26 protein-coding genes and 1 other RNA gene are annotated in these 24,059 nt (G+C 62.2%); 12 read left to right on the top strand and 15 right to left on the bottom strand.

Annotated elements, in window-relative coordinates:
- Nucleotides 1-41: 41 nt before the first annotated feature.
- From ssrS to EKH80_RS13240, 3 genes are all read right to left on the bottom strand, one after another.
- Nucleotides 42-228: non-coding RNA, 6S RNA (gene ssrS / locus EKH80_RS13250), on the bottom strand.
- 7 nt (nucleotides 229-235) lie between these two features.
- The gene (locus EKH80_RS13245) at nucleotides 236-553 is read right to left on the bottom strand and encodes a cell division protein ZapA (protein WP_126685249.1); all 318 of its coding nucleotides are present in this window, start codon (nucleotides 551-553) and stop codon (nucleotides 236-238) included.
- Nucleotides 554-563: 10 nt separating this feature from the next.
- Nucleotides 564-788 (bottom strand): TIGR02449 family protein, encoded by a 225-nt coding sequence (locus tag EKH80_RS13240; protein WP_126685248.1) that lies wholly within the window; start codon nucleotides 786-788, stop codon nucleotides 564-566.
- Between the two features lie 100 nt (nucleotides 789-888).
- On the opposite strand from EKH80_RS13240, the gene EKH80_RS13235 reads away from it, so the two are divergent.
- The 3 genes from EKH80_RS13235 (at nucleotide 889) to EKH80_RS13225 (ending at nucleotide 5,017) form a co-directional block, all read left to right on the top strand.
- Nucleotides 889-1,452, top strand: a complete 564-nt coding sequence (locus EKH80_RS13235; protein WP_126685247.1) for a UPF0149 family protein — start codon at nucleotides 889-891, stop codon at nucleotides 1,450-1,452.
- A complete protein-coding gene (locus EKH80_RS13230) occupies nucleotides 1,410-2,759 on the top strand; it encodes an aminopeptidase P N-terminal domain-containing protein (protein ID WP_126685246.1) in 1,350 nt (449 codons plus the stop codon). The genes EKH80_RS13235 and EKH80_RS13230 overlap by 43 nt, the downstream gene beginning before the upstream one ends.
- A 182-nt stretch (nucleotides 2,760-2,941) precedes the next feature.
- Complete coding sequence (locus EKH80_RS13225; RefSeq protein WP_126685245.1) at nucleotides 2,942-5,017, top strand: phosphocholine-specific phospholipase C; 2,076 nt, start codon at nucleotides 2,942-2,944, stop codon at nucleotides 5,015-5,017.
- 119 nt (nucleotides 5,018-5,136) lie between these two features.
- On the opposite strand, the gene EKH80_RS13220 is transcribed toward EKH80_RS13225, so the two are convergent.
- Nucleotides 5,137-5,958 (bottom strand): helix-turn-helix domain-containing protein, encoded by an 822-nt coding sequence (locus EKH80_RS13220; protein WP_230473669.1) that lies wholly within the window; start codon nucleotides 5,956-5,958, stop codon nucleotides 5,137-5,139.
- A gap of 156 nt (nucleotides 5,959-6,114) precedes the next feature.
- Between EKH80_RS13220 and EKH80_RS13215 the strand changes: the two genes are divergently transcribed.
- A complete protein-coding gene (locus EKH80_RS13215; protein WP_126685243.1) occupies nucleotides 6,115-7,080 on the top strand; it encodes an alpha/beta fold hydrolase in 966 nt (321 codons plus the stop codon).
- A gap of 18 nt (nucleotides 7,081-7,098) precedes the next feature.
- On the opposite strand, the gene cydX is transcribed toward EKH80_RS13215, so the two are convergent.
- The 10 genes from cydX to rph all read right to left on the bottom strand — a co-directional run bounded on the left by cydX (nucleotide 7,099) and on the right by rph (nucleotide 17,177).
- Nucleotides 7,099-7,251, bottom strand: a complete 153-nt coding sequence (gene cydX / locus EKH80_RS13210) for a cytochrome bd-I oxidase subunit CydX (protein ID WP_126685242.1) — start codon at nucleotides 7,249-7,251, stop codon at nucleotides 7,099-7,101.
- Between the two features lie 10 nt (nucleotides 7,252-7,261).
- On the bottom strand, nucleotides 7,262-8,392 hold the full coding sequence (gene cydB, locus EKH80_RS13205) for a cytochrome d ubiquinol oxidase subunit II (RefSeq protein WP_126685241.1): 1,131 nt from the start codon (nucleotides 8,390-8,392) through the stop codon (nucleotides 7,262-7,264).
- Nucleotides 8,393-8,402: 10 nt separating this feature from the next.
- Nucleotides 8,403-9,974, bottom strand: a complete 1,572-nt coding sequence (locus tag EKH80_RS13200) for a cytochrome ubiquinol oxidase subunit I (RefSeq protein WP_230473688.1) — start codon at nucleotides 9,972-9,974, stop codon at nucleotides 8,403-8,405.
- Nucleotides 9,974-10,192, bottom strand: coding sequence for a hypothetical protein (locus EKH80_RS13195; RefSeq protein ID WP_126685239.1), 219 nt, complete (start codon nucleotides 10,190-10,192; stop codon nucleotides 9,974-9,976). Before EKH80_RS13195 ends, EKH80_RS13200 begins: the two co-directional genes overlap by 1 nt.
- 302 nt (nucleotides 10,193-10,494) lie before the next feature.
- A complete protein-coding gene (gene pepQ / locus EKH80_RS13190) occupies nucleotides 10,495-11,814 on the bottom strand; it encodes a Xaa-Pro dipeptidase (protein ID WP_126685238.1) in 1,320 nt (439 codons plus the stop codon).
- Nucleotides 11,815-11,886: 72 nt separating this feature from the next.
- Nucleotides 11,887-12,219: a PilZ domain-containing protein gene (locus EKH80_RS13185; RefSeq protein WP_126685237.1), complete on the bottom strand. Its 333-nt coding sequence runs from the start codon at nucleotides 12,217-12,219 to the stop codon at nucleotides 11,887-11,889.
- Entirely contained in the window at nucleotides 12,216-14,573 is a 2,358-nt protein-coding gene (locus EKH80_RS13180; protein ID WP_126685236.1) for a DUF1631 family protein, read from the bottom strand. The genes EKH80_RS13185 and EKH80_RS13180 overlap by 4 nt, the downstream gene beginning before the upstream one ends.
- A gap of 111 nt (nucleotides 14,574-14,684) precedes the next feature.
- Nucleotides 14,685-15,848 (bottom strand): radical SAM family heme chaperone HemW, encoded by a 1,164-nt coding sequence (gene hemW / locus EKH80_RS13175; protein WP_126685235.1) that lies wholly within the window; start codon nucleotides 15,846-15,848, stop codon nucleotides 14,685-14,687.
- A 1-nt stretch (nucleotide 15,849) separates the two neighbouring features.
- Nucleotides 15,850-16,449, bottom strand: a complete 600-nt coding sequence (gene rdgB / locus EKH80_RS13170; RefSeq protein ID WP_126685234.1) for an RdgB/HAM1 family non-canonical purine NTP pyrophosphatase — start codon at nucleotides 16,447-16,449, stop codon at nucleotides 15,850-15,852.
- Complete coding sequence (gene rph, locus EKH80_RS13165) at nucleotides 16,449-17,177, bottom strand: ribonuclease PH (protein ID WP_126685233.1); 729 nt, start codon at nucleotides 17,175-17,177, stop codon at nucleotides 16,449-16,451. The genes rdgB and rph overlap by 1 nt, the downstream gene beginning before the upstream one ends.
- 71 nt (nucleotides 17,178-17,248) lie before the next feature.
- Between rph and EKH80_RS13160 the strand changes: the two genes are divergently transcribed.
- The 7 genes from EKH80_RS13160 (at nucleotide 17,249) to EKH80_RS13130 (ending at nucleotide 22,363) form a co-directional block, all read left to right on the top strand.
- Nucleotides 17,249-18,106, top strand: a complete 858-nt coding sequence (locus EKH80_RS13160; RefSeq protein WP_126685232.1) for a YicC/YloC family endoribonuclease — start codon at nucleotides 17,249-17,251, stop codon at nucleotides 18,104-18,106.
- The gene (gene gmk / locus EKH80_RS13155; protein ID WP_230473668.1) at nucleotides 18,103-18,750 is read left to right on the top strand and encodes a guanylate kinase; all 648 of its coding nucleotides are present in this window, start codon (nucleotides 18,103-18,105) and stop codon (nucleotides 18,748-18,750) included. Before EKH80_RS13160 ends, gmk begins: the two co-directional genes overlap by 4 nt.
- An 88-nt stretch (nucleotides 18,751-18,838) precedes the next feature.
- Complete coding sequence (locus EKH80_RS13150) at nucleotides 18,839-19,675, top strand: ABC transporter ATP-binding protein (RefSeq protein WP_126685231.1); 837 nt, start codon at nucleotides 18,839-18,841, stop codon at nucleotides 19,673-19,675.
- Nucleotides 19,672-20,445, top strand: coding sequence for a lipid asymmetry maintenance ABC transporter permease subunit MlaE (gene mlaE, locus EKH80_RS13145; RefSeq protein ID WP_126685230.1), 774 nt, complete (start codon nucleotides 19,672-19,674; stop codon nucleotides 20,443-20,445). Before EKH80_RS13150 ends, mlaE begins: the two co-directional genes overlap by 4 nt.
- Nucleotides 20,446-20,482: 37 nt before the next feature.
- Complete coding sequence (gene mlaD / locus EKH80_RS13140) at nucleotides 20,483-21,352, top strand: outer membrane lipid asymmetry maintenance protein MlaD (RefSeq protein WP_126685229.1); 870 nt, start codon at nucleotides 20,483-20,485, stop codon at nucleotides 21,350-21,352.
- Nucleotides 21,353-21,375: 23 nt separating this feature from the next.
- On the top strand, nucleotides 21,376-22,068 hold the full coding sequence (locus tag EKH80_RS13135; RefSeq protein ID WP_126685228.1) for an MlaC/ttg2D family ABC transporter substrate-binding protein: 693 nt from the start codon (nucleotides 21,376-21,378) through the stop codon (nucleotides 22,066-22,068).
- Nucleotides 22,055-22,363: an STAS domain-containing protein gene (locus EKH80_RS13130; RefSeq protein ID WP_126685227.1), complete on the top strand. Its 309-nt coding sequence runs from the start codon at nucleotides 22,055-22,057 to the stop codon at nucleotides 22,361-22,363. Before EKH80_RS13135 ends, EKH80_RS13130 begins: the two co-directional genes overlap by 14 nt.
- 78 nt (nucleotides 22,364-22,441) lie before the next feature.
- Here EKH80_RS13130 and EKH80_RS13125 read toward each other — a convergent pair whose 3' ends face one another.
- Complete coding sequence (locus EKH80_RS13125) at nucleotides 22,442-23,311, bottom strand: MlaA family lipoprotein (RefSeq protein ID WP_126685226.1); 870 nt, start codon at nucleotides 23,309-23,311, stop codon at nucleotides 22,442-22,444.
- A gap of 349 nt (nucleotides 23,312-23,660) precedes the next feature.
- Between EKH80_RS13125 and rpoZ the strand changes: the two genes are divergently transcribed.
- Complete coding sequence (rpoZ, locus tag EKH80_RS13120; protein WP_126685225.1) at nucleotides 23,661-23,951, top strand: DNA-directed RNA polymerase subunit omega; 291 nt, start codon at nucleotides 23,661-23,663, stop codon at nucleotides 23,949-23,951.
- Nucleotides 23,952-24,059: the final 108 nt, after the last annotated feature.

Genomic DNA, 24,059 nt, shown 5'->3' with positions numbered 1-24,059 from the left:
CCCGGAGGTCGCCTGGACGGCGTCCGGGTTGGAATGGGGTGGCGTAAACCGCGGTGCCGCTGCTCACCAAACGACCTTGATCCAAGCGGGATCAGGTGGGAGGGAAATTAAGGCCTAAAGGCTTTCCGCTCGCGGCGGACGTGCGCAACAACCTTAAGTAACCGTCCCGGGTCGTATATAGGAACAAGGCAATATGTAAGAGTGTGCTGGCGCACACCGCAGAAAACGCCGAGGACTATTTTAGTTGCGCATCCAGTGCGGCTTCAAGCTTGCGGCGCAAATTAGCGAGTCCGTCAGCGATGTCGGATTCAGCAACGTTCACGTTGGTGTCGTTGGCACGCTTCTGCAATTGCAGATATTCATGCGTGATGCTGATCGCCGCCAGCACCGCCAGGCGGTCGAAACCCGGCGTTTTGGCATGTGCACGCAGCTCGCGCATCTTGCGATCCAGAAAACTGGCGGCTTCCAGCAGGCCGTCGCGTTCTTCCGGTGGACAGGCAATCAGGAATTCGCGATCGATCAGGCGTAGCGAAACGGGTTCGTTGGTAGACATGCTGATGACGTCAGCCATTGTTCTCGAGTGCCTTGAGTCGTTGAATCATTGCCTCAACCCGACTGCGCGCCTGTTCGTTGCGGGCCAGCAGATTCGCACGCTCGTTCGCCAGTTGCTCCTGGCTGTGACGCAGACTGCGGTTTTCTTCGCTCAGCCGATGGACGTGGTCGAGCAGCCGGTCAAGCTGTTGGCTCAAGGCGGCAAGCTCGTGCTGGGCGGCGTCGGGTGTCTTCATGCGGCGAACTATATCAGGACGCCGTGGGAAATCTGTGGGCCGGATCGCTTAGGGACTACGGTGCATTAAACTTGCACCTTGAACGTTAATGGAGACCGCGATGACCGCCCCCGAATCCATCGGTCACGACGAACTGGACGAAGTCGTTGCGCACCTGCGATTGTCCATCCCCGCCAGTGAGTTACATGGCTCCCTATGCGGCTTGCTGGCTGCCCATGGCAGGCCGGGCAAGCGCGCGGTGCTGAGTGCCCTGCATCTCGAACCCGGCAGCGACAGCGTGTCCGAACACGACCAGGACGTACTGGATCAAGTGGCCCGGCAAAGCGAGCAGGAACTGGCCGACCCCGAACTTGGCTTCGAACCCCTGCTTCCGGCGGATGACCGCCCCTTGCCCGAACGCGCCGACGCCCTGGTGGATTGGTGCCGCGGTTTCCTGAGCGGCTTTGGCCTGGGCGGTCCGGGCGTGCATGGGCGTCTGTCTGACGAGGGCCGGGAGATTTTGCGCGATATCGGCGCCATCGCTTCTTCGTCGCTCGATTTTGGCAGCGAAGAGGAAGATGAGGACGCCCTGATCGAGGTGCACGAATTCGTGCGCATGGGCGCCATGCTGCTGTTCACCGAATGCCATATCCCCAACCCGTCTTCGCCTGGCAGCTTGCATTGAACATAGCTTCTGAGGAATTCACCCGGCGCCGTCGCCAGCTGATGAAAATGGCCGGGGAGGACGCGGTGGTGCTGGTCGCCACCGCTCCCGAACGCATGCGAAATGCCGATGCGGCATGGCCGTACCGACAGGACTCGGACTTCCATTACCTTTCCGGCTTTCCCGAGCCCGACGCCGTGCTCGCGCTGCTGCCGGGCCGGCAGCACGGTGAAGTGGTGCTGTTTTGCCGCGAGCGCGATGGGGAACGCGAGCGCTGGCATGGCTCGTTCGTCGGCACTGAGCGCGCGGTGGCCGATTACGGCATGGACGACGCGTTTCCCATCGACGACATCGACGACATCCTGCCCGGCATGATCGAAGGGCGCGCGCGCGTCTACTGCCATTTTGGACGCGAGCCGCAATTCGATGCGCAATTGCTGGGCTGGATGCGCCGCCTGCGCCAGCTACGCGGCGGCGGCGTGGTACCCAAGGAATTCGTCGCGCTTGGCCATCTATTGCATGATCTGCGTTTGTACAAGTCGCGCGCGGAGCTGAAGCTGATGCGCGCTTCTGCCGCCATCGCGGCGGAGGCGCACGTGGCGGCCATGGAGATGGCGCGCGCCGGCCGGCACGAATACGAAGTCGAAGCCGAACTGTTGCGCGTCATGCGCAGCCGCGGCGCAGTGGCGGCCTTTCCGCCTATTGTTGCCGGTGGTGTGAATGCATGCATCATGCACTACCAGGCCAACCGCGCGGTGCTGAACAAGGGCGATCTGTTATTGATCGATGCGGGTGCGGAACTGGAGTGCTATGCCTCCGATATCAGCCGCAGTTTCCCGCTCAGCGGCCGCTTCAGTCGTGAGCAGCGCGCGCTCTACGAAATCGTGCTCACCGCCCAGCAGGCTGCGATCGACGAGGTACAGCCAGGGCGTTCGTTCAGCACGGCGCACGAGGTGGCGGTACACGTGATCACCGAAGGCTTGTGCGCACTGGGCTTGATCAAGGGCGACCCTGCCGAAGCCGTCGTGCAAGGCAGCTACAAGCGATTTTTCCCCGCCAAGACCAGTCACTGGCTGGGGCTGGACGTGCATGACGTAGGCGATTACCGCGTCGACGGTGAGCCGCGCATGCTGGAGCCCGGCATGGTGCTTACGGTGGAGCCGGGTATCTACATTGCGCCGGACGATTTGACCGTGCCGGAAGCATGGCGCGGCATTGGCATTCGCATCGAGGATGATGTGGCGGTGACACGCGACGGCAACGAGGTGCTGACAGCGGATGTGCCAAAGCTGCCGGAAGAGCTTGAGGCATTGCTGGCCGGACGATAAATGGAATCTCCGTGTCGTCGCTTGCTTGTTCGCATCCGTGAAAAATCCGTCTTCAATGATTTCGCGCATGCTGTGATCGCATGCCAACTTCTCAAACCCGTCCAGTCAATGTCGCACGCCTGCAACGTTGACACCGCAGCATCGCGCAGCGTCATCACAAGCGCGAAAAAAAGGAACTCAGCATGACCTCGATGAGCCGTCGCCGATTCCTGCAGTTGCTGGGCAGCACCACGTTGGCCTCGATGCTTCCCGCCAGCATCACGCGTGCCCTGGAAATTCCTGCCAACCGGCGGACCGGCACGATCGAAGATGTCGAGCACATCGTCGTCCTGATGCAGGAAAACCGTTCCTTCGACCATTACTTCGGATCGCTGAAAGGGGTGCGCGGGTTCGGCGATCCGCGGCCGGTGAATCTCACCTCCGGCAACTCCGTGTGGTATCAGCCTGACGGTACAGGTTACGTGCTGCCGTTTCATCCGACCGCACCGGACCTGGGGCTGCAATTCCTCGAAGATCTCGCCCACGACTGGACCAGCACGCACTCGGCGTGGAACGCTGGCCAATACGATCAGTGGGTGCCTAGCAAGGGCACCACTACCATGGCGTACCTGACGCGTGAGGACATTCCTTACCACTATGCACTCGCCGACGCGTTCACCATTTGCGATGCCTATCACTGCTCGGTGATGGGGCCGACCGATCCGAATCGCTACTACATGTGGACGGGCTGGGTGGGCAATGATGGCGCTGGTGGCGGCCCGGTGGTCGACAACGCGGAAGCGGGTTACGCCTGGTCCACGTATCCGGAAGCGCTTGAGAACGCGGGCGTCAGCTGGAAGATCTACCAGGACGCGGGTACCGGTCTGGACGCCGCCGGCTCATGGGGATGGACCGACGATGCCTACATCGGCAACTACGGCGACAATTCGCTGTTGTATTTCAACCAGTATCGCCAGGCGCAGCCGGGCAGCCCGCTTTACCAAAACGCCAGGACCGGCACGAATATTTCCGCCGGCGGCTCGCTGTTCGACCAGCTGCGCAGCGACGTGCTCGCCAACAAGCTGCCCCAGGTGTCGTGGATCGCTGCGCCGGAGGCGTACACTGAACATCCCAACTGGCCGGCCAACTATGGCGCGTGGTACGTCTCGCAAGTCCTGGATGCACTGACCAGCAATCCAGCCGTCTTCAGCAGGACGGCGCTGTTGATCACCTACGATGAAAACGATGGCTTCTTCGATCACATGGTGCCACCCTGCGTGCCACCTTCCGAAGCCCAAGGGCAATCCACCGTATCGGTCGCCAATGAACTCTTTCCCGGTAACCTCTATTACCCGGCCGGGCCATATGGGCTGGGGCCGCGGGTGCCGATGATCGTAGTGTCGCCCTGGAGCAAGGGCGGCTGGGTGTGTTCGGAGGTGTTCGACCACACCTCAATCATCCGTTTCATCGAACAGCGCTTCGGGGTACCCGAATCCAACATCACGCCATGGCGCCGCGCCGTTTGCGGTGACCTGACTTCAGCCTTTGATTTCTCCAAGCCAAGCGGCGCGCAAGCATCGCTGCCGGGCACGAGTACCTACGTGCCGCCGGATGCCTTGCGTCACCCCGATTATTCGCCTATGCCGCCTGCCGAGCAGGTGCTGCCGGCTCAGGAACAGGGTGTGAAACCCTTGCGCGCGTCGCCTTACGATCTCAACGCAAACGGCTGCTGTGAGGATGGGCAGCTGCACATGGATTTCCAGAATGATGGGCACGCGGGAGCATGTTTCCATGTCCGCTCCGCCAATGCCGCCCATAGCCCTCGGTATTACACGGTGGAGGCGGGGAAATCGCTTTCCGCCACCTGGCAGGTACAGGGAGCCTACGAATGGCACGTGTACGGCCCGAATGGCTTCATGCGCAGCTTCAAGGGCGACAGTGCATCGCGCAAGTCCACCTTGCAGGTCGGGAGCCGTTATCACCACGAACGAGGCGGTTTGATTCTGGCCATGGTCAACAAAGGCCACGACTTCTGCAATGTGACGGTCGAAAATCTCTATAACGGCGAATCGGCGACCTATATGCTCAAGCCCGGCGAGCATGCCGAGAAGCATTGGTTCCTGGGCGACAGCTACGGTTGGTACGACCTGATCGTGCGTGCCGATGCAGAAGTCGGCTTCGTGCAGCGCCTGGCGGGGCAGGTGCAGACGAATGGGCCTAGCGTCACTGACCCGGCAATCGGGCAGGCGCGTTGGCTGAAATACCAGCAGTTTCCATAGCTGCGTATGAGTCGCGAAGGCTGGGATGACAATCCCAGCGTTTCGTCCGGCAACCAAAAAGCTGGGATTGTCATTCCAGCCTTCGCGGCTTTTTCTCGCCGGCATGGCGGTTGCGGGGCTTATGCGTCGTGCTGCGACAACTCACGGCAAAACTCAGCCGTTTGTTCGTCCATCGGAAAACACGCTTCGATATGCAATTCGTCAAGGGTCACGTCGCGTGGCGTGCCGAACGTTGTGATGGCCGAGAAGAAGCTCAGCTGCCGATCATCCACGCGAAAGATGGTGGTCAGCAGCGGTGAAGGTGCCGTGCCCAGATCCCGGATGCGCCATTGCATCGGCACCCCGGGATAGGCAAGCGCTTCGTCCAGCAAGTCTCGTGCGACCTCATCGGAAGGCGTGGCGGAAACCACGTCATGCAGATGCCGGATCAAATCCCCCGCCACGTCTTCCCAATTGACGATGGCCGAGCGCAGATCGTTGGGATCAAAGATCTGCCGAATCATGTTCGCATGCGGGCTGCTGGCACCGCGTAGCACAAAGCTTGCCACGCGCGCGGCGGCACGGTTCGCCATCAGGATGTCCCAATGGCGGTTGAGCAAAAAGGCCGGATAAGGCTCCTGCTGCTCGAGCATCAATTCGATCGCGCGGCGCACCTGGGCCATGGCTGGTGTGCTCAGCGAAGTCTCCGGAAACTTCGGCGCGTAGCCTGCTGCCATCAGTAAGGCATTGCATTCGCGCAGCGGCATGTCCAGCGCGTCGGCTAGACGCAGCACCATTTCACGGCTGGGCTGCGCTTTGCCGGTTTCCACGCAGCTGAGGTGGCGTGCCGATACCTCCGCCGCCAGCGCCAGATCGAGCTGGCTCAGTCGCCGGCTGGCGCGCCATTCACGCAGTAGCTGGCCGATGTGGGGAGCGTTGGTGCCGAGGGTCTTGGTGTCCAAAGCTGCGGCGCACGTAAGGAAGTGACCGAATGCTAAACCGGGGGCCTGCAGGAAAGCCATGACCTCTTAGGTCATATCGACATGACCTCACGCGTCATTGATCGGCTGCAGCGGTGAGCGAATGATGCCGATGTCCAATCACAGCGGGAAAACGTCATGCAACGCAGAGCCTTCTTGCAACTCACCGCCGGTTTGATCGCTTCCGGCATGCTGGCCAGTTATGCGCCGCGTACCCAGGCAGGCATCCAGGGCACGGATGAAAAGCGCTTCCACGCCAGTCGACGATTCCTGCAGACGTCGTTCGGCCGAGTTGCCTACATGGATCGTGGTACCGGAGAGGTGGCGCTGTTCCTGCACGGGTTTCCGTTGAACAGCTTCCAGTGGCGCGGTGCGCTGGATCGTCTTTCGCCGCACCGCCGCTGCATCGCTCCGGATTTTCTCGGTCTTGGGTTTACCGAAGTGGCCGAAGGGCAGAGCGTCGCGCCTGACGCGCAGGTTGCCATGCTGATCACATTGCTGGATTCACTCGGTATTGCCAGCGTGGACCTGGTTGGAAGCGATAGTGGCGGCGCCGTTGCACAGCTATTCGTAACGCGGCATCCCGAGCGCGTTCGCAGTCTGCTGCTGACCAATTGCGATACGGAGCACGAAAGCCCCCCGCCGGCCATGCAGCCGGTGATCGCGTTGTCGCACGAAGGCAAGTTCGTCGATCAATGGCTGGCGCCCTGGCTGGCCGACAAGCAACTGGCGCGTTCGCCGCAAGGCATCGGCGGCATGTGCTTCGCCAATCCGGCCGACCCGACGGACGAGGCGATCGATTGCTACTTTGCGCCGCTGGTCAGTTCGCCTCGCCGCAAAGCGCTGGTGCATGCCTATGCGATCGCGCTGGAACACAATCCGCTGCACGATATCGGTCCTGCGCTGCGCCGCTGCAAAGTACCTGCGCGTATCGTATGGGGCGTGGACGACACTATCTTTTCCATCGCTGGGGCGGAGTATCTGGACAAGATGCTGGGGAATTCGCTCGGGATACGGCGAGTGGCCAATGCGAAGCTGTTCTATCCGGAAGAGCGGCCGGACGTGATTGCGGAGGAGGCGCGCAAATTTTGGGGCCTTGTGTGATGTTCTGCTCCCTCCCCGCTAGGGGAGGGAGTCACGATGGGTCGCTTGTGGCGGTGTCGGCTCTTTCCTGCGATGTGCCTCGTCCGTTGCATGCACCTCGTACCACATTGCATTCAACACGGCAAAGGCACAGGCCAGCCCCAATCCCAGTATCCAGGTGAAATACCACATGGTTCGCTCCTCAATAGCCGTTATGCGAATGCTTTACGTCTTCCAGCAGCACGCGTCCGCGCATCACGCGGTACACCCAGCTGGTGTAAAGGATGATGATGGGAAGGAGTACCACCGTCGCGCCAAGCATCAGCATCAACGTGCCATGGCTGGATGAAGCATCCCAGACGGTAAGGCTGGAATCCGGATCGAGCTTGGAAGGCAGCAGAAAGGGAAACAGTGAGAAGCCGGCGGCAAGGATGGTGCCCGAGACCATCAGGCTGCTGCAAAGGAAGCCAAGCAGGTTCAGCTTGCCTACCGTCCACTGCACGCCGACCGCGCCCAGGATGCCGACCATCGGCGCTGTCCAGAACCAGGGATGCAGCATGTAGCTGGTAAACCAGCTGCTGCCGATGGCTACATGCTTGAGCAGCGGATTGGATACGCCGTCGGTCACGATGGGGCCGAGAACGGTGAAGCCGGGGATACCGTAGCCCAGCCAGATGCCCGCGCCGACGAACGTGATGGCATAGGTCAGCGCCATCCAGCGGGCGATCCGCGCAGCACGCTCTGCGATGGCGTGATCGGCACGATACGCTGCCCAGCAAGCGCCATGAGTGAGCAGCATGGCAATGCTCACCAGGCCGGCGAGGATGGCGAAGGGATGCAGCAGGTCGAAGAAACCGCCCTGCCAGCTCATGTACAGATCGTCGTCGAAGCGGAACGGCAGGCCAAGGAACAGGTTGCCGAAGGAGACGCCGGTGATCAGCATCACTACGAAGCCGGAAAAGATCAGCGCGCCATCCCACACTGCGCGCCAGCGCGCATCCGGTACCTTGCCGCGGAAATTGAAGCCCACCGGCCGCAGAATGAAGGCGAGCAGCACCAGCGCGAGCGCGAAATACAATCCTGAGAACGCCGTGGCATAAAGGATCGGCCATGCGGCGAAAATGGCGCCGCCGCCGAGAATGAACCACACCTGGTTGCCTTCCCAGGTCGGTTCGATGGTCTGAAGCAGAACGTGACGCTCGTGCTCGTTGCGGCTCAGCACGCGTAGCAAGGCGGCGATGCCGAAATCGAAACCGTCCATGACGGCAAAACCGATCAGCAATGCACCGAGCAAAACCCACCAGATCACCCGCAAGGTCGTCATATCGAACATGGCGTTTTCCTCAATGTGCGCCGGCCGGGCCTTCAAGCGGTGCGGCCGTTGCCGGCCATATGCCGAGTTCGTCCGGCCCCTTGCGTGCGTACTTCAACATCAGCACTGCATCGACGATTGCGAGCAGGGTGTAGAACAAGACGAAGCCGCCCAATGAAGTCCATACCTGTCCGGCGGATACCGACGACACGCCCAGCGCCGTGGGCAGGATGCCTTCGATTGCCCATGGCTGCCGGCCGTATTCGGCCACGATCCAGCCAAGTTCCGTCGAGAGCCATGGCAGCGGCAGGCTGTACAGCGCCAGTCTGAGGTACCAGCGGGAACTGTCGAGCCGCCGTTTGCTGGCCAGCCAGAACGAGTACGCGAACAACGCAATGAAGTAGAAGCCGCAGGCGACCATGATACGGAACGACCAGAACAGCACCGGTACGTTGGGAATGGTGGATTCGGCCGCTTTGTTGATGTCGCTGGAGGTTGCCTGGCGCGGGTCGGCCACGTAGCGCTTGAGCAGCAGGGCGTAGCCCATGTCGCGATCGAATTGCGCCAGGGTCGATTTTGCCTCGGCATCACTAGGATCCTTGCGCAGCGTCAGCATGGCTGCGTATGCCTGGATCCCGTTGCCGATCTTGCCCCTGGTGTCTTCCACCAGGTTGTTGATGCCGAAGATCGGTTTGTCCACCGAACGGGTGCCGATCAGGCCCATCACCCAGGGGATGTGCACAGCGTAGTGCGTGGTACGGTTTTGCACGTCGGGAATGCCGAACAAGGTGAACGAAGCCGGCGGCGGTTCGGTTTCCCACATCGCCTCGATCGCCGCCATCTTCATTTTCTGGTTTTCGGAGACGGCGTAGCCCGATTCGTCGCCGAGTACCACTACCGACAACGCAGCGGCAAGTCCGAAGCTTGCTGCAACCGTCATCGAGCGACGCGCGAAATCGACATTGCGCCCCCGTAGCAGGTACCAGGCGCTGATCGACAGCACGAACATGGAGCCAATCACATAGCCTGCGCTTACGGTGTGTACGAACTTCGCTTGCGCCACCGGGTTGAACAAGACTTCGCTGAATGACGTCACCTCCATGCGCATCGTCTGCGGATTGAATTGTGCGCCTACCGGATTTTGCATCCATGCGTTGGCGATCAGTATCCATAGTGCCGAGAGGTTGGTGCCCAAGGCGAGAAACCAGGTCACCAGCAAATGGGCCAGGCGCGAAAGGCGTTTCCAGCCCATGAAAAAAAGTCCTACCAGCGTGCCCTCCAGGAAGAATGCCATCAGGCCTTCGATGGCCAGCGGCGTACCGAAGACATCGCCCACGTAGTGCGAGTAATAAGCCCAGTTCATGCCGAACTGAAATTCCATGGTGACGCCGGTGGCGACCCCCATGGCGAAATTGATGCCGAACAGCACGCCCCAGAATTGCACCATGCGCTTCCAGACGTCGCGGCCGGTCATCACGTACACGCTTTCCATGATCGCCAGGATCCACACCAGCCCCAGCGTGAGGGGTACGAACAGGAAGTGATAGAGCGCCGTAAGAGCGAATTGCAGGCGAGAGAGGGTAACGACATCCGGATCGATCATCATGGTTTGGCTTCCGATGGGGTGGGCGGAGCTGGCGCGAGGAGCCGCTCGACCGCAGCGGGACGGGTGTCCGCTCGGGGATAGTGCACGGATAGGTACCAGCCGATCAGCGCTAACAGCGCGAGCTTGGCCAGGACGATGAGAATGAGTTCGGTGCTCAGCCGACGCAGCGGATTGTGCGACGAAGTGGATCGGATGCGCTCCGATTGCATGTGCATAGAGCAGGCTTCCTACTAACTATGACATGACGTGCAGCATAACCCTGTTGGTGGCGCGATGTCGTGCGCCACGTCGCCGCACCTGTGCGAATGAGCGGCCAGATCCATTGGCCATGGCAAGGTGTAATCCAGCAGAATGGCTGGGCATGGTGACCTATCCTCCGCGAGGCCTTCAATGCGGAGGATTTATAGATTCACCTGACTGGTGGGGTATTGACGAGGATCAAGATGTCTCGGGGTGCGGCGATTCATCCTGCGGACTAGCTATCGTCGTCGACGCTGTCCGGGCCTGCGCCGGGCGCTCAGTTCAGTGCCGTAAAAGCATTGCGCGTCAGGTTCTCCGGCACTCCATCGGTGCACGCCACATCGTCTTCGATACGAATGCCGCCATACGGCCGGAACGCCTCCACCCTGTTCCAGTCGATGTCGCTGGCGACGGGCTTGGCGCGCAGTTCTTCCAATAGCATGTCGATGAAATATAGTCCCGGCTCGATGGTGACCACCATGCCCGGCTCCAGCACGCGTGTCATGCGCAAGTAGGGATGACCTTCCGGACGTGAAATGAAGCCGCCGCTTTCGTCCCGTTGGAAGCCGGCTACGTCATGGACCTGCAAGCCGATGGGATGGCCAAGACCGTGCGGGAAGAACGCGGAGCTCACACCCGACTGCACGGCGCTCTCCGCGCTCATGCGGATCAGGCCGTGCTCGCGCAGCACCTCGGCCAGCCTATGGTGGGCATGGACGTGCAGTTCCGGATAGCTCTGGCCAGGTTGCACCTTGGCAGCGAAATCCTGCTGGGCGCGCTCCACGCCGTCGATCAGTGCCTGGAATTCCTGGTGACCGGCGGCGGTGTAGGTACGCGTGATATCGCTGGCATAGCCGGCCTTGCTGGCGCCGGCGTCGATCAGGAAAGAGCGATGCTGCTGCGGTGGCGTGCGATCGAAGTGGGTGTAGTGGAGCACGGCGCCGTGTTCGTTTAGGCACACGATGTTCGAATAGGGTAATTCCGCTTCAGTCTGGCTGGCCGCGGCGAGGTAGGCCATCTGGATGCCGAATTCGCTCTCGCCCGCGCGGAAGGCCTTTTCTGCGGCGCGGTGCGCGCGGGCGCCGATGCGATTGGCTTCACGCATCAACTCAAGCTCGTACGGCGTCTTGTAGCTGCGATGCCAGTGCAAGTAATTGACCACGGCCGGTGGGTTGTTGGCTTCCACGCCTTCGATGCTCGGGCACTCCGGCGCGATTACCGCGCGCTTAAGGCCAGGCAGCAGTGCCACCGCTTCGGCATTCGTGCGCACGGTGGTGATATCGAACTGGTCCACCCAGTAGCCGCTCGGCGCCGCGGGCACTACGTGCCAGTAATCGTGCGGCTGCACGAAAATCAGCTTCGGCTTGTCGCCCGGCGTGTACACCACCCAACTGCCTGGCGCATCGGTCAGCGGCAGCCAATGGCGGAAATGCGGGTTGGCGACAAAGGCGTAATCCTGGTCGTCGAGAAATTTTCTGAGGGGCGTACTCGCGGCAATCAGTAGATGGTCGAAGCCGCCGAGCGCCAACGCCGTATCCGCGCGCTGACGCAAGGTGGCTATGTGCTGGGCGTACAGGGGGGCTAGAGCTTGGCTCATGCTTGGGTTCGGCGAGTTGGACTTGAGACTTCTGAGTGTAGGCAGGTTCGGTGCAATCCCCAACTTTCGTCTTCAGCCGTTCTGCAGCCAGCGCTCCAGGTGCATTGCGTCATTGTTGCCAATGGCAATGATCCGATAGCCGGACCATATCTGCCCAGGCGTGGCGGCGGGCTCGTGCCATTGCTCCTGGATGCCGACCTCGATGATCGGCATGCCGCCGTCGTGCGCAGGTAAGGGCAGGCTGACCTGGTAGATGGCTTCGGCGCGCGGCGCGTGCTGGCTGATCAGCAGCATGCCGTTGCTGGAGAGGTTGCCCAGGTGGCCGAGCGGCTGGCCGGTGATCGCGTCGGTCACCGTGACGGCATATTTGGGCCGTTTGCGCGGCGTTCGGCGGTGCTCGTTCATGGGCGGGCCTCCGGCGGCGGCGCGGGCCGCAGCAGGTTGTTGGTGAGCGCATGCCAGGCGCGATCGAGCAAATCGTCCTGCTGGGGCGGTAATTGGCGCACCCGGCCTTCTGCAATCGCGCGTGCCAGTTCCTGCAGGTTCATCACCTCACTGCGTTGGCCGCGGCGATTCACGAACAGGCTGTTGCCGGATACGGGTGAGAACCAGGCCAGCTTGTGTTGGCTGGCTTTGCCGGTGGCCGGATCGGTGAATTCGAACCAGGTGCCGAATGGCAGTTGGCGCAAATGGTTGTGGATGCGCGCTTCGCGCAAGCCCAGTGGAGCCGCTGCGTTGACCTGCGCAGCGGGCGGCGTTTCCGGGCCATGATGCTCACCCAGGCGCTGATGCTGCTTGAGCTTGATGGCGAGACCCGTAGCGCTGGAGCCATCGGCGGCGCCTCGCGGCGGTGCTGATGTGGCCTCGGCAGTGGTTGGCACGACCGGAGGCGGAACAGCCGGCTCCGGTCCGTTGACCGCCGGTTCCTTTATCGATGCTGCGGCAAGATCCTCAGTGACGGGCGACGCCGCCACCGCGTCACGTGCCGGCGTACCGATCAGGCGCTGCGCGACCTGCTCGGCCTCGTCCTCATGCATGCCGATCTGCTGTAGGCTGGTTTCTACTTCCTTGCGCAGCTCCAGCGGATCGTCGATCGGAAATTCGCCCAACAGTTGATCCGTGATGCGCAACTGGTGCAGGAACGCTTCGCTGTGTTCTTCGTGACGCAGCAGCGTCAGCGCGAGTACATCCGTCCAAGCACGCTCAAGCAGGGTGCGCAGCAGACCGCGCGGAGGAGCGGCGGCAAAGCGTTCGGCCATCAATTCGTCCGCGCGCCGGCGCGCCTGCTCCATCCGCTCGCGGCCTTGCATGGCTTCCACGTGGTGGCGCTCGGCGACTTGCGCCTTGCGTAGCAGTTGGGTGAGATGTTGGTCGATGTCTACCAGCAGGCTGTTGTACAGCCCGGCAGTAGCGGGCTCCTGCTGTGTGCGTTCGACGAGCTGGCGGAGTCTGGCCAGCAACGCCTGGTCCAGTTCGCCATTGGGTCCGACCAGCCAGTTGTCGATGGTGTCGGCAAGCTTGCCCAGCAGCTTGCGTGCCGGGTGTTCGCGTTGATTGAAAAAGTCGCGATCCGCGAATGCCAGCCGCAGCAAGGGCAGTTGCAGGTTGCTGAGCAAAGCGTGTGCATCCGGACCCTGGTGCAGCTGTTGCACGAGCTGTTCGAACAGCTGCGACACCAGCTCGACCGTGTCGCCTTGTTCGGGCGTGAGCTGCATTCGCGTGGCGTTCGACGGTAGACCCAGATTGAGTTGGTGCAGCAGCTCATCCTGCAACAGCTGCATACTGTGCAGTTCACGGCTGGTGCGGTCGGTGACCTCAGCCGTGTGCTGCTGAAGGGCACCTAGCGCGATTTGCAGTTCATCCGGCGTAGCGTGGCGACCAGCCGCGGCAGGCATCTGGCCGGATGCCGCCAGGCGTTGCCGTGCAAGCAGATCGCGCAAGGTTTCCAGCACCGCGATCGCTTCACCGTCGCCGCGCGCGGCGGTGGAGGCAGCGCCTGTAGCCGGCGCGGCAGTACGCGCTCGCTCACTGGCATACACGGCGCCGTGAGCGACGCGAGTGGCCGTGAACGCGCGCAGGTTCGGCAGGATACCGTTGGCCTGTAACATGGCGTTAACGCTTTCATACAGCGACATCAGGCTGCCGCTGATACTGCTCTCGAATACTTTCAACAACAGCACGCGATGCTCGAGCGGCAGATTCAGCGGCTCGCTGGCGGCACGCAGGATTCGCGCCAAGTTCTGTGGCCCGAGCGGCGAATGCCCGCCTTCCAGCGGCGCTGCGCCTATCAGCACGGCCAGACGATAGGAAAGTTCGGACAGAATCGGCAGGTTTTGCCCCTCGCCACGCGCTATGAGCGCGTCGAATGCGGCGGTCAACTCATGCTCGTTCCAATCGAGCAGCGTCAGCGAGGGCTGGCCGGGTTTTTTTGAGGCTTCGTTCGTCGCCTCTCCCAGATGTTCGAAGCGCTCACGCAATCCGGCCTTAAACAACCGAACGAACGCCGTGCGTCCCAGTTCCAGTTGCTTGCGACTCTCGAAGTAATGCTGTTGTTCAAGATGGCTGCGGGATTGCTCGGCCTGCTCGTAGAGCCGTTTGTCCAGATGCTCCAGACAGGCCCCCAGGGTACGTTCTGCCCACTGATCGCACAGCTCGCAGGCGGCCTGGATCAACTTGCGGCTGCGCAGCGGCAACCTGCCGATGTCCGTGGAGTGACCTCCGGCGGCAGGTGATGGACCACCCCTCGGCTCGAGATCCATGCGCTGATCTCCCCATCCGTTCCCCATGGAGCAAGTCTATGCCTGTTTCCTGGCGCCGTCATGGGGCATGCTGGGTGTCATGCCGGGCACGTGGAATAGATCAGAGCATCCCTAGGGCAGGAAGCTGCCGATGACATCATTGAGAAAACGTTGCCCCAGCGCAGTGGTGCGCAAGCAATGAGCGTCATTCTCCAACCAGCCTTTGCGGCAGCCAGCGGCGAGACGCTCGGCAATTCGCTCCGCCGGCACCCCAGTGCGGGCGGCAAATTCGTCCAGAGGCACGCCGTGGATCAGGCGCAGGGCATTGAGCATGTATTCGAACGGCAACTCATCGACCGGCACCGTCGCGTGTCCGCCAATGCGGGTCGACTGGCCGACGGCTTCCAGGTAGGCCTTCGGATGGCGGACCTTCCAGCGGCGCCATACCGTGCTGGACGCGGCATCGGTCAGCTTGCCGTGGGCACCGGCGCCTATGCCTAAATAGTCGCCGAAGCGCCAGTAATTGAGGTTGTGCTCGCAGCGCCGATCCGGCCTGGCGTAGGCGGAAATTTCATATTGGGCGTAACCTGCTTCCGCCAGCCGCGTTTCGCAGGCTTCCTGCATGGCCCAGGCGGCGTCGTCGTCAGGCAACGGCGGCGGGTGCGCAGCGAACACGGTATTGGGCTCCAGCGTGAGCTGGTAATGCGAGATGTGCGCCGGCTGCAGGGCCATTGCGCGGTCCACGTCATCCAGCGCACCGGCCAGGGTCTGCTCGGGCAGTGCGTACATCAGATCCAGATTGATGTTGCTGATGCCGGCATCCTGCGCCGATTTCACCGCGGCCTCCGCTTCGGCCGCGGCATGGATGCGCCCCAGGCGCTTGAGCTTGCCGTCATCGAAGCTCTGGATACCGAAGGAAATCCGGTTCACGCCCGCGGCGAGATAGCCATCGAAACGCCCATGCTCGACCGTGCCCGGATTGGTTTCCAGCGTGACCTCGCAGGCATCGCCGAAAGGCAGGCGAGCACGTGCGCCTTCGAGGAAGCGACCGATCAGTTCCGGTGCAAACAGGCTGGGGGTGCCGCCGCCGAAGAATACGCTGATGATCGACCGGTGCTGCAGCGCACCACCGAAGTCGTGCAGGTCGGCGTCCAGATCCGCCAATAGCGCGTCAACGTACCTTGCGTAGGGTGGTTCGCCGCGCAAACCGTGCGAATTGAAGTCGCAATAGGGGCATTTCTTCACACACCACGGCATGTGGACGTACAGCGCCAAAGGTGGTGCGATCAGAGGCATATCAAGAATGCCGTTCGGCGATGCGTGCGTGCAGCTTCACCATGGCCTGTCCACGGTGGCTCAAGCGATTTTTCACCTCGGGCGCCAGTTCGGCGGCACTCAAGGCCTGGTCATGTGGCAGGAACAGCGGGTCGTAGCCGAAACCGCGCTCTCCCCGTGGTCCCTCAAGCACGCGCCCCTGCCAGCGACCTTCCGCAATCAGCGGGGCGGGATCTTCCGCATGCCATAGCAGGGCGAGTACGCAGATGAAGAAAGCGCTGCGTTGTCCCTCCGCTACGCCTTCCAGTTCGCGCAGCAGGCGTGCATTGTTCGCCTCCGCATCGCCGTGCCCGCCGCTGTAGCGTGCGGAATACAGGCCCGGCGCGCCGCGCAAATGCGCCACGCATAGTCCGGAGTCATCCGCCAGCGCCGGCAAGCCGGCGGCGCGTGAAGCGTGGCGTGCCTTGAGCAGCGCGTTTTCGACGAAGCTGAGGCCGGTTTCCTCGACATCCTCCACCCCCAGTTCGGCCTGGGGGACGACCTCGAAGTGGCTGTCGGCGAGCAAGGTGTTGAATTCGGCAAGCTTGCCGCGGTTGCTGCTGGCGAGAACGATGCGCTGCATTAGGACAGTTCCAGCGCGGCACGCTGCAGGCCGACGAGTTCGGCGATGCCTTTTTCGGCAAGGTCCAGCATCGCGTCCATCTCGCTGCGGCGGAACGCGTGGCCTTCGGCCGTGCCTTGCACTTCGATTATGCCGCCGCCGTCGTTCATCACTACGTTCATGTCGGTATCGCAGTGGGAGTCTTCATCGTAGTCGAGGTCGAGCACCGGCATGCCCTGGTAAACGCCGACCGAGACCGCGGCGACCGCGCCGATGATGGGGTTGCGCCGCAGGTTTTCACGCTTCATCAGCACGTTCACCGCATCGACCAGCGCCACGTAGGCACCGGTGATGGCGGCAGTGCGCGTGCCGCCATCGGCCTGGATCACGTCGCAATCCAGCGTGATCACGCGCTCGCCCAGCGCCTGGCGATCCACGCAGGCACGCAAGCTGCGGCCGATCAGGCGCTGGATCTCCATGGTGCGCCCGCCCTGGCTGCCACGCGTGGCTTCGCGCTGGGTGCGGGTGGAGGTGGCACGCGGCAGCATGCCGTATTCGGCGGTGACCCAGCCCTCACCTTTGCCGCGCAGCCAGGGCGGCACCCGGTCTTCGATGCTGGCGGTACACAGCACGCGCGTATCGCCAAAGGCGATCAGCACGGAACCTTCGGCATGGCGGGTGTAGTGGCGCTCGATGGTGACCTTGCGCAACTGGTCACTGGCGCGGCCGCTTGGACGGGACACTGGCATAGGTTCTTTGGGCAACGGGAGGCAGGACAGTTTACCATTGGCCCCTTTCATCTCCTCCCCCAAGGTTCTCCATGATCCGCAGCATGACCGCCTATGCTTCCGCCGAAGCCGTCACCACCGCCGGGACGCTGACGTGCGAACTGCGCGCGGTCAATCATCGCTATCTGGAGCTGAGCCCGCGTTTGCCGGAAGACATGCGCGCCTTCGAATCCGCGCTGCGCGAATCCATTGCGGGGCGATTGTCGCGCGGCAAGGTGGATGTGATCGTGCGCAGAGGGGAGTCGCGTGGTGAATCACTGCAGGTCGACGGCGCGCTGGTGAGCCGCCTGTCCGAGCTGGCGCTGGACCTGGAAGCCCGGTTCCCGCGCATGAGCATCGAATTCACCGAGCTGTTGCGTTTTCCGGGTGTGCTCCAGCACGCCGAAGTGGATCAGGAGGCACAGCAGGTCGCCTTGCTGGGAGTGCTTGACCGCGCCTTGCAGGTGCTGACCGCCACGCGCGAGCGTGAAGGCGCCAAGCTCGCCGACATCCTGCGCGAACGGCTGGACGCGATCGAGCGGATCGTGGCCGACGTGCGCAGCTGGATGCCGGAGATCCGTACCGCCTTGCGCGCGCGGTTGGATGCGCGCCTGGCCGATCTGAAGCAGCCCGCCGATCCGGGACGGCTGGAGCAGGAGCTGGTACTGCAGGTGACGCGCTCGGATGTGGACGAGGAACTGGACCGCTTGAGCACGCATATCGCCGAAACGCGCCGTGTGCTGGGCTTGAAGGAGCCGGTCGGCCGGCGTCTGGATTTCCTGATGCAGGAATTCAACCGCGAGGCGAATACCCTGGGCTCCAAGTCCGTGGATGCACGCACCACCAATGCCGCGGTGGAATTGAAAGTGCTGATCGAACAGATGCGCGAACAGGTGCAGAACATCGAATGAGCGCGCATACCTTCGGTACGGAAAGCGCCATGGGCACGCTATTTATCGTGGCGGCCCCCTCCGGCGCGGGCAAATCAACCCTGGTGAACGCGCTGCTCGGGCGCGAGCCGGGCATCTCGCTGTCGATCTCCCATACCACCCGCCCGCCTCGTCCTGGCGAGCAATACGGGCGCCACTACTATTTCGTCGAGCGCACCGACTTCCAGCGCGAAGTGGCCGAGGGCATCTTTCTCGAGCACGCCGAGGTGCATGGCAATTTCTATGGCACCTCGCGCGAGACCGTGCAGGACCTGCTTGGGCAGGGGCGCGATGTCTTGTTGGAGATCGACTGGCAGGGCGCCGCTCAGGTGCGCAAGGCCAAGCCGGACGTGGTGAGCGTGTTCATCCTGCCGCCGTCTCGGGCAGAACTGGAGCGCCGCCTGCGCGGACGCGGCTCGGACAGCGAAGAAGTGATCGAGCGGCGGCTGCGCAATTCCCGCGGGGAGATTGCGCATGCCCACGAATTTGACTACATCATCGTCAACGACCGGTTCGAGGACGCCCTGGACGGCTTGCAGGCCATCGTGCGGGCGGTACGCCAGCGCAGCACTTTGCAGTGCCAGCGCCACGAGGGCCTGCTCCGGGAACTCTTGATCGAAAGCTGAACGCCAACCCGGGATTACTGTACCGGGTAGGATAGCATTGGAACGTCAGTTCAGTTAACTTCTCCCTTTTCACGCCGTCGCCCAGGCCATGATCGATACCGTCCAAGCCCAAACTGAGGATCGTGCACTGGTGCGTGTCCGTGGCCTGACCACCAGGCTCAACGGCAAGACCGTGTTCGACCAACTGGACCTGGATATCCCGCGTGGCAAGGTCACCGCCATCATGGGTCCCAGCGGCACCGGCAAGACCACCCTGCTCAAGCACATCACCGGGCAGATGTTCGGCAATGCAGGCGAAGTATGGGTGGATGGACAGAACGTGGCGGAGCTGTCGCGGGACGCGCTGTTCGGGCTGCGGGAGCGGATCGGCTACCTGTTCCAGAACTCCGCGCTGCTGACCGATTTTGACGTGTTCGAAAATGTGGCATTTCCGCTGCGCCAGCACACCCGGCTGCCGGAGGTGCTGATCCGCAACATCGTGCTGACCAAGCTGCAGGCTGTGGGCCTGCGGGGTGCGGCTTCGCTGATGCCCAGCGAGCTGTCCGGCGGCATGGCCAGGCGCGTGGCGCTGGCGCGTGCGATCGTGTTCGATCCTATGCTGATCCTCTACGACGAACCGTTCGTGGGCCTGGACCCGATCGCGCTCAACCAGGTGCTGAAGCTGATTCGCACGCTGAACGAAACGCTGGGGTTGACCAGTGTGCTGGTGGCGCACGAGCTGGAGGCGATCAAGCAGGTGGCTGACGTGATCTACCTGATCGCCAACGGCAAAGTGGTGGCTCAGGGCGACCCCAAGACCATTGCCGGCAACGGTTCGCCCTGGACCCGCCAGTTCTTCGGCGGCGAGGCGGACGGCCCGGTGCCGTTCCAATATCCGGCCGACGATTACGCCGAGGCCCTCGGTTTCAAGCAAGGTGCTGTATGAGTGCGCGACTAGGGCACGAAAACGTCGTGATCGGCTCGCTGGCCCAGATCGGCCGCTGCGGCCTGTTTCTGCTGCGCATTCTTTCCGCCGTCCCACGCAGCTTCCAGCATGTGCGTGAGACGGTGCGCCAGCTTTGGTTCGTCGGCGCCATGAGCCTCACCATCATCATGACCTGCGGACTGTTCATCGGCATGGTGCTGGGGCTGCAGCTGTACCACGTACTGTCCATTTTCGGCGGTACCTCGGCCACCGGTTCGGTCGTGGCGCTGGCGGTGTATCGCGAGCTGGGGCCGGTGGTGACCGCACTGCTGTTTGCAGGGCGTGCGGGTACTTCGGTCACCGCCGAAATCGGCTTGATGCGCGCGACCGACCAGATCGCGGCGATGGAAATGATGGCGGTGGATCCGATCGCCTATGTCGTGGCGCCGCGCTTCCTGGCCGGCTTGATCGCGATGCCGCTGCTGTGCTGCGTGTTCTGCGGCCTGAGTATTTTCGGCGGCCACCTGGTTGCGGTGGATTGGCTGGGCGTGGACAACGGAACGTTCTGGTCGAACATGACGGCCAACGTGAACGTCTGGGACGACGTGATCAACGGCCTGATCTGGAAGAGCCTGGTGTTCGGCGCGGTGATCTCGCTGATCGCCGTATTCCAGGGCTACACCACGCCGCCAACCAGCGAAGGCGTGGCCTATGCCACCACCCGTACCGTGGTGGCTTCGTCGATCGCCATCCTTGCGCTGGATTTCGTGCTCACTGCTTTCCTGATGTGACTTTTATGACCCATTGCTTCTTGTTGAGGACTTTGCCGTGAGCCAGAGAAAATCCTATGCCGCCGGCACCGGCCTGTTCATCGTGCTCGGTTTCGCTGCACTGGTTTACCTCGCTACGCAGACGACCTCGGTCGTCAACAGCCACCAGGGTGCGAGCTACACCGTCGAGGCGCAATTCGCCAACGTCGGCCAGCTGAAGGAGCGTGCGCCGGTGAAGGTGGCGGGTGTGCGCGTCGGGCAGGTACAGTCGATCACGCTGCTGCCGGGCAAGGACGTGGCTCAGGTCAGGCTCTCGATCGACCGGAAGTTCGACCAGGTTCCGGCCGATTCGACCGCGGTGATCTACACCAGCGGTCTGCTGGGCGATCAATACGTGGGCCTGCAATTCGGTAACGCCAAGAGCTATCTGGCCGACGGCGGGCATCTGGTGCTGACCAAATCGACGCAGCCGCTGGAAGAAATGCTCGGCAAGTTCTTCGGCGCGGGCGGTACGGCCGATGCCTTCGGCGGCAGCTATAAGGTGAACGCGCACTTCACCAACGTAGGCACGCTATCGGTAGGTGCGCCGGTCAGGATGGCGGGCGTGGCCATCGGCAGCGTGTCCGACGTGAAAGCCGATCCGGTCAAGCTGGACGCCACCGTCACGATGCTCATCAACGGCAAATACAACCAGATACCGGACGATTCGGCCGCCGCCATATTCACCAGTGGTTTGATCGGCAGCCAGTATGTTGCGATCCAGCCCGGCGGCTCGCCGAATTCGCTCAAGGATGGCGACCAGCTCGTGCTGACCCAGTCGGCCATGCAGCTGGAGGATCTGATCGGCAAGTTTCTGGTCAATGGTTCGTCCAGCGGCAACAACGCCGGTGGCAACGGTTCATCCAATCAGCCCGCCGGCAAGCACTGAGCCGGCTTTACTAGGAGTCATCCATGTTGCGTCATCTGGCTATTGCCACCGCCATCGCTCTGGGCAGCGTAGTAACCGTCGCGCCGGCTTTCGCGCAGAGCGCATCCAGCGCGCAGCCCTCCAGCGCATCGACGCCGCAAGCGGTCGTGGAGGACATCACCCACCAGCTCGACACGCAGATCGCCGATCACAAGGCGCAACTGCAGAACAACAAGCCCAAGCTGGTCGCCGTGATCAACCAGATCTTCCTGCCGCATTTCGACACCGACTGGGCGTCGATCCTGGTGCTGGGCATGCATGCGCGTGAAGCGTCGCCCGACCAGCGCTCGCGCTTCGCCAAGGCGTTCTACACCTCGCTGACCAACCGCTATGCGGAAGGACTGCTGAGCTACACCAAGGGCACGGTGAAGGTCCTGCCGTTCAATGGCGAGGTCAATCCGAAGTACACGGTCGTAAAGACCCAGGTGACCACCGACGAAAACAAGCAGATCGCGGTGAACTACGTGTTCCACCAGACCAACGATGGTCAGTGGAAGGCGTATGACGTGATCATCGAAGGCATCTCCTACATCACCAACTACCGCAACCAGGTCGATGCCGAGATCAAGAAGGAAGGCCTCGACAAGCTGATCGCCGACCTGGAAACGCAAGGCGACAAGGCGCTGCAGCAGATGGAACAGCAGGACAAGGGCAACAAGGCCAATGGCGCCGGTTAAGGCAGGCGAGTTTCGGGTGACGGCCGAAGGGCCGGGTACGGTATCCGTAGCCGGCACCCTGAATTTTGCCACCGCCGCCAATGCGCTGGTGGCGATGCGGGATGCGTTCGCGAGCAGTGACCGCAATACGCTGGACCTGGCCGGCGTGGACAGTTGCGATAGCGCCGGTCTGGCCTGCGTGCTGGCGGCGCTGTCTGAAGCTGATCAAGGCGGACGCCGAGTGGCGGTGCGTCACGTACCGGCAGGCATGACGGCGCTGGCGCAGGTTTGCGGTGTGGAGCCGCTATTGCGTTGACACCGGTGTTTGCAGCTTCTGGCCAAAAAAACGGGGCTCGCGGCCCCGTTTTTTTTATGGCCAGAACTCGACGGCTGTCTATTGATTGCCGCTGGGCGGGTTGCCCGAGTTGTTCTGCTGCTTCTGCTTCTGCTCCCACTGCTGCTGTTCCTTCAACAGTTCGGCGGGATCGAAGTTCTGGTCCTGATTGTTCGAGCCTTGACCCTGCTGCAGCTTCAGCATGACGTCCGCGGGCGGGTTGCCGTCGTAAATCTTGTTCAAGCGGTTTTGGCGCCAGGCATCGCGTACGAAGGCGTAAGGGTCGTAGGCGGTCTGCAAAAAGCTGTCGGCGTCGAGCAACTCCGCGCGCATCTGGATGAAGTAGACCACCTCGGGAATGTAGTACTGGCCCCAGTGGAACTTGTGGTTGCGCTCGAAATAGCTGATTGGGTCGAACAGATAGCCGTCCACCGGGTACTGCAAGACGTCGCGGAAAGTCGACGGGCCCAGCAAGGGGACCATCACGAAGTCGCCCTCTGGCACGCCCCAGCGGGCCAGGGTGATGCCGAAATCGGTTTCCTTGTTCGGTATCTGCATCTTCGTCGCCGGGTCGAGGAAGCCGGCCAGGCCCACGGTCATATTGATCAGGAAGCGGCCGGTGTCCGCCATCGCATCGCTGGGACGGGCCTGCAGCAGGTTGTTGGCGATGCTGATCGGCAGCTTGATGTTGGTGAAGAAGTTGCTGACCGAGGTCTGCACCGGCTTGGGCGTGACCTTGGTGTAGCCCACCGCCACCGGCCGCAGCACGTGCTTGTCCAGCGCCATGTTGAAGGCGTAGCTCTTGCGGTTGAACTTCTCCAGCGGGTCGTCGGTACGAGGCGGGGCGATGGAGCAGCCCGCCAGCAGGGCGAGCATGGCCAGCGCAGGTACAAGACGGCTGAGTGCGGCAAGACGGGGCAGGGAAGGCATCAGGGGAGGGGTCCGCTGCAATAGGTTGAGGACGATAAATGTGTACTTTCTAGTTCTATATTGTGCACGTATTCCCCCCTAGTTTCGAGCTGGCGTGCGACGATCGGGCATGATAAGAGTGACTCGCATTGCCAGCCAAGTGCCCGGCCGATAAACTGTGAGGCCGTATAAGGGAAGCTCTGACTTGGTCAGAGCTTCCGGGGTGCACGGATGCACCGCCCACGAATCAAGCATGTAAGTGCTTGATTCATGAGAGCTACGTGCGGATATATGCCGCACGTAGCGAGTCTGAAAAAATCCAGGACGGATTTTTTCAGACCTTCCGAAGTTCATAGTTCAAGGATTTCCCATGGCTCGAATTACCGTGGAAGACTGCCTCGAGGTGGTCGACAACCGTTTTGAACTGGTTTTGATGGCGACCAAGCGCGCCCGCCAGCTCGCCAAAGGCGCCGAACCGGCGGTCAACCCCGACAACGATAAGCCCACCGTGCTGGCGTTGCGTGAAATCGCCGACCGCCGCATCGACCAGGTCACCATCGACGAGATCGATCGTTCCGAGCGCGAGCGCGCTGAACGCGAAGCCCTGGAATGGGCTGCGCAGGAAGTGGACGACGATCTGTCCAAGGGCGGAGACGACTAATGGATGGGGGCGGCTGTCGACAGCGCAGTAAGCGTCGAACCGGCCGCACCGGAGCGGAAGGCCGCGGGTCGCGCCTGAGCTCCCTGCTTACCCGACCCAGCGGGGCGA

The organism is Dyella choica (assembly GCF_003977665.1).
In the GTDB taxonomy this organism is placed as follows: domain Bacteria; phylum Pseudomonadota; class Gammaproteobacteria; order Xanthomonadales; family Rhodanobacteraceae; genus Dyella_B; species Dyella_B choica.
This window is presented reverse-complemented; position numbering and strand designations above follow the sequence as displayed.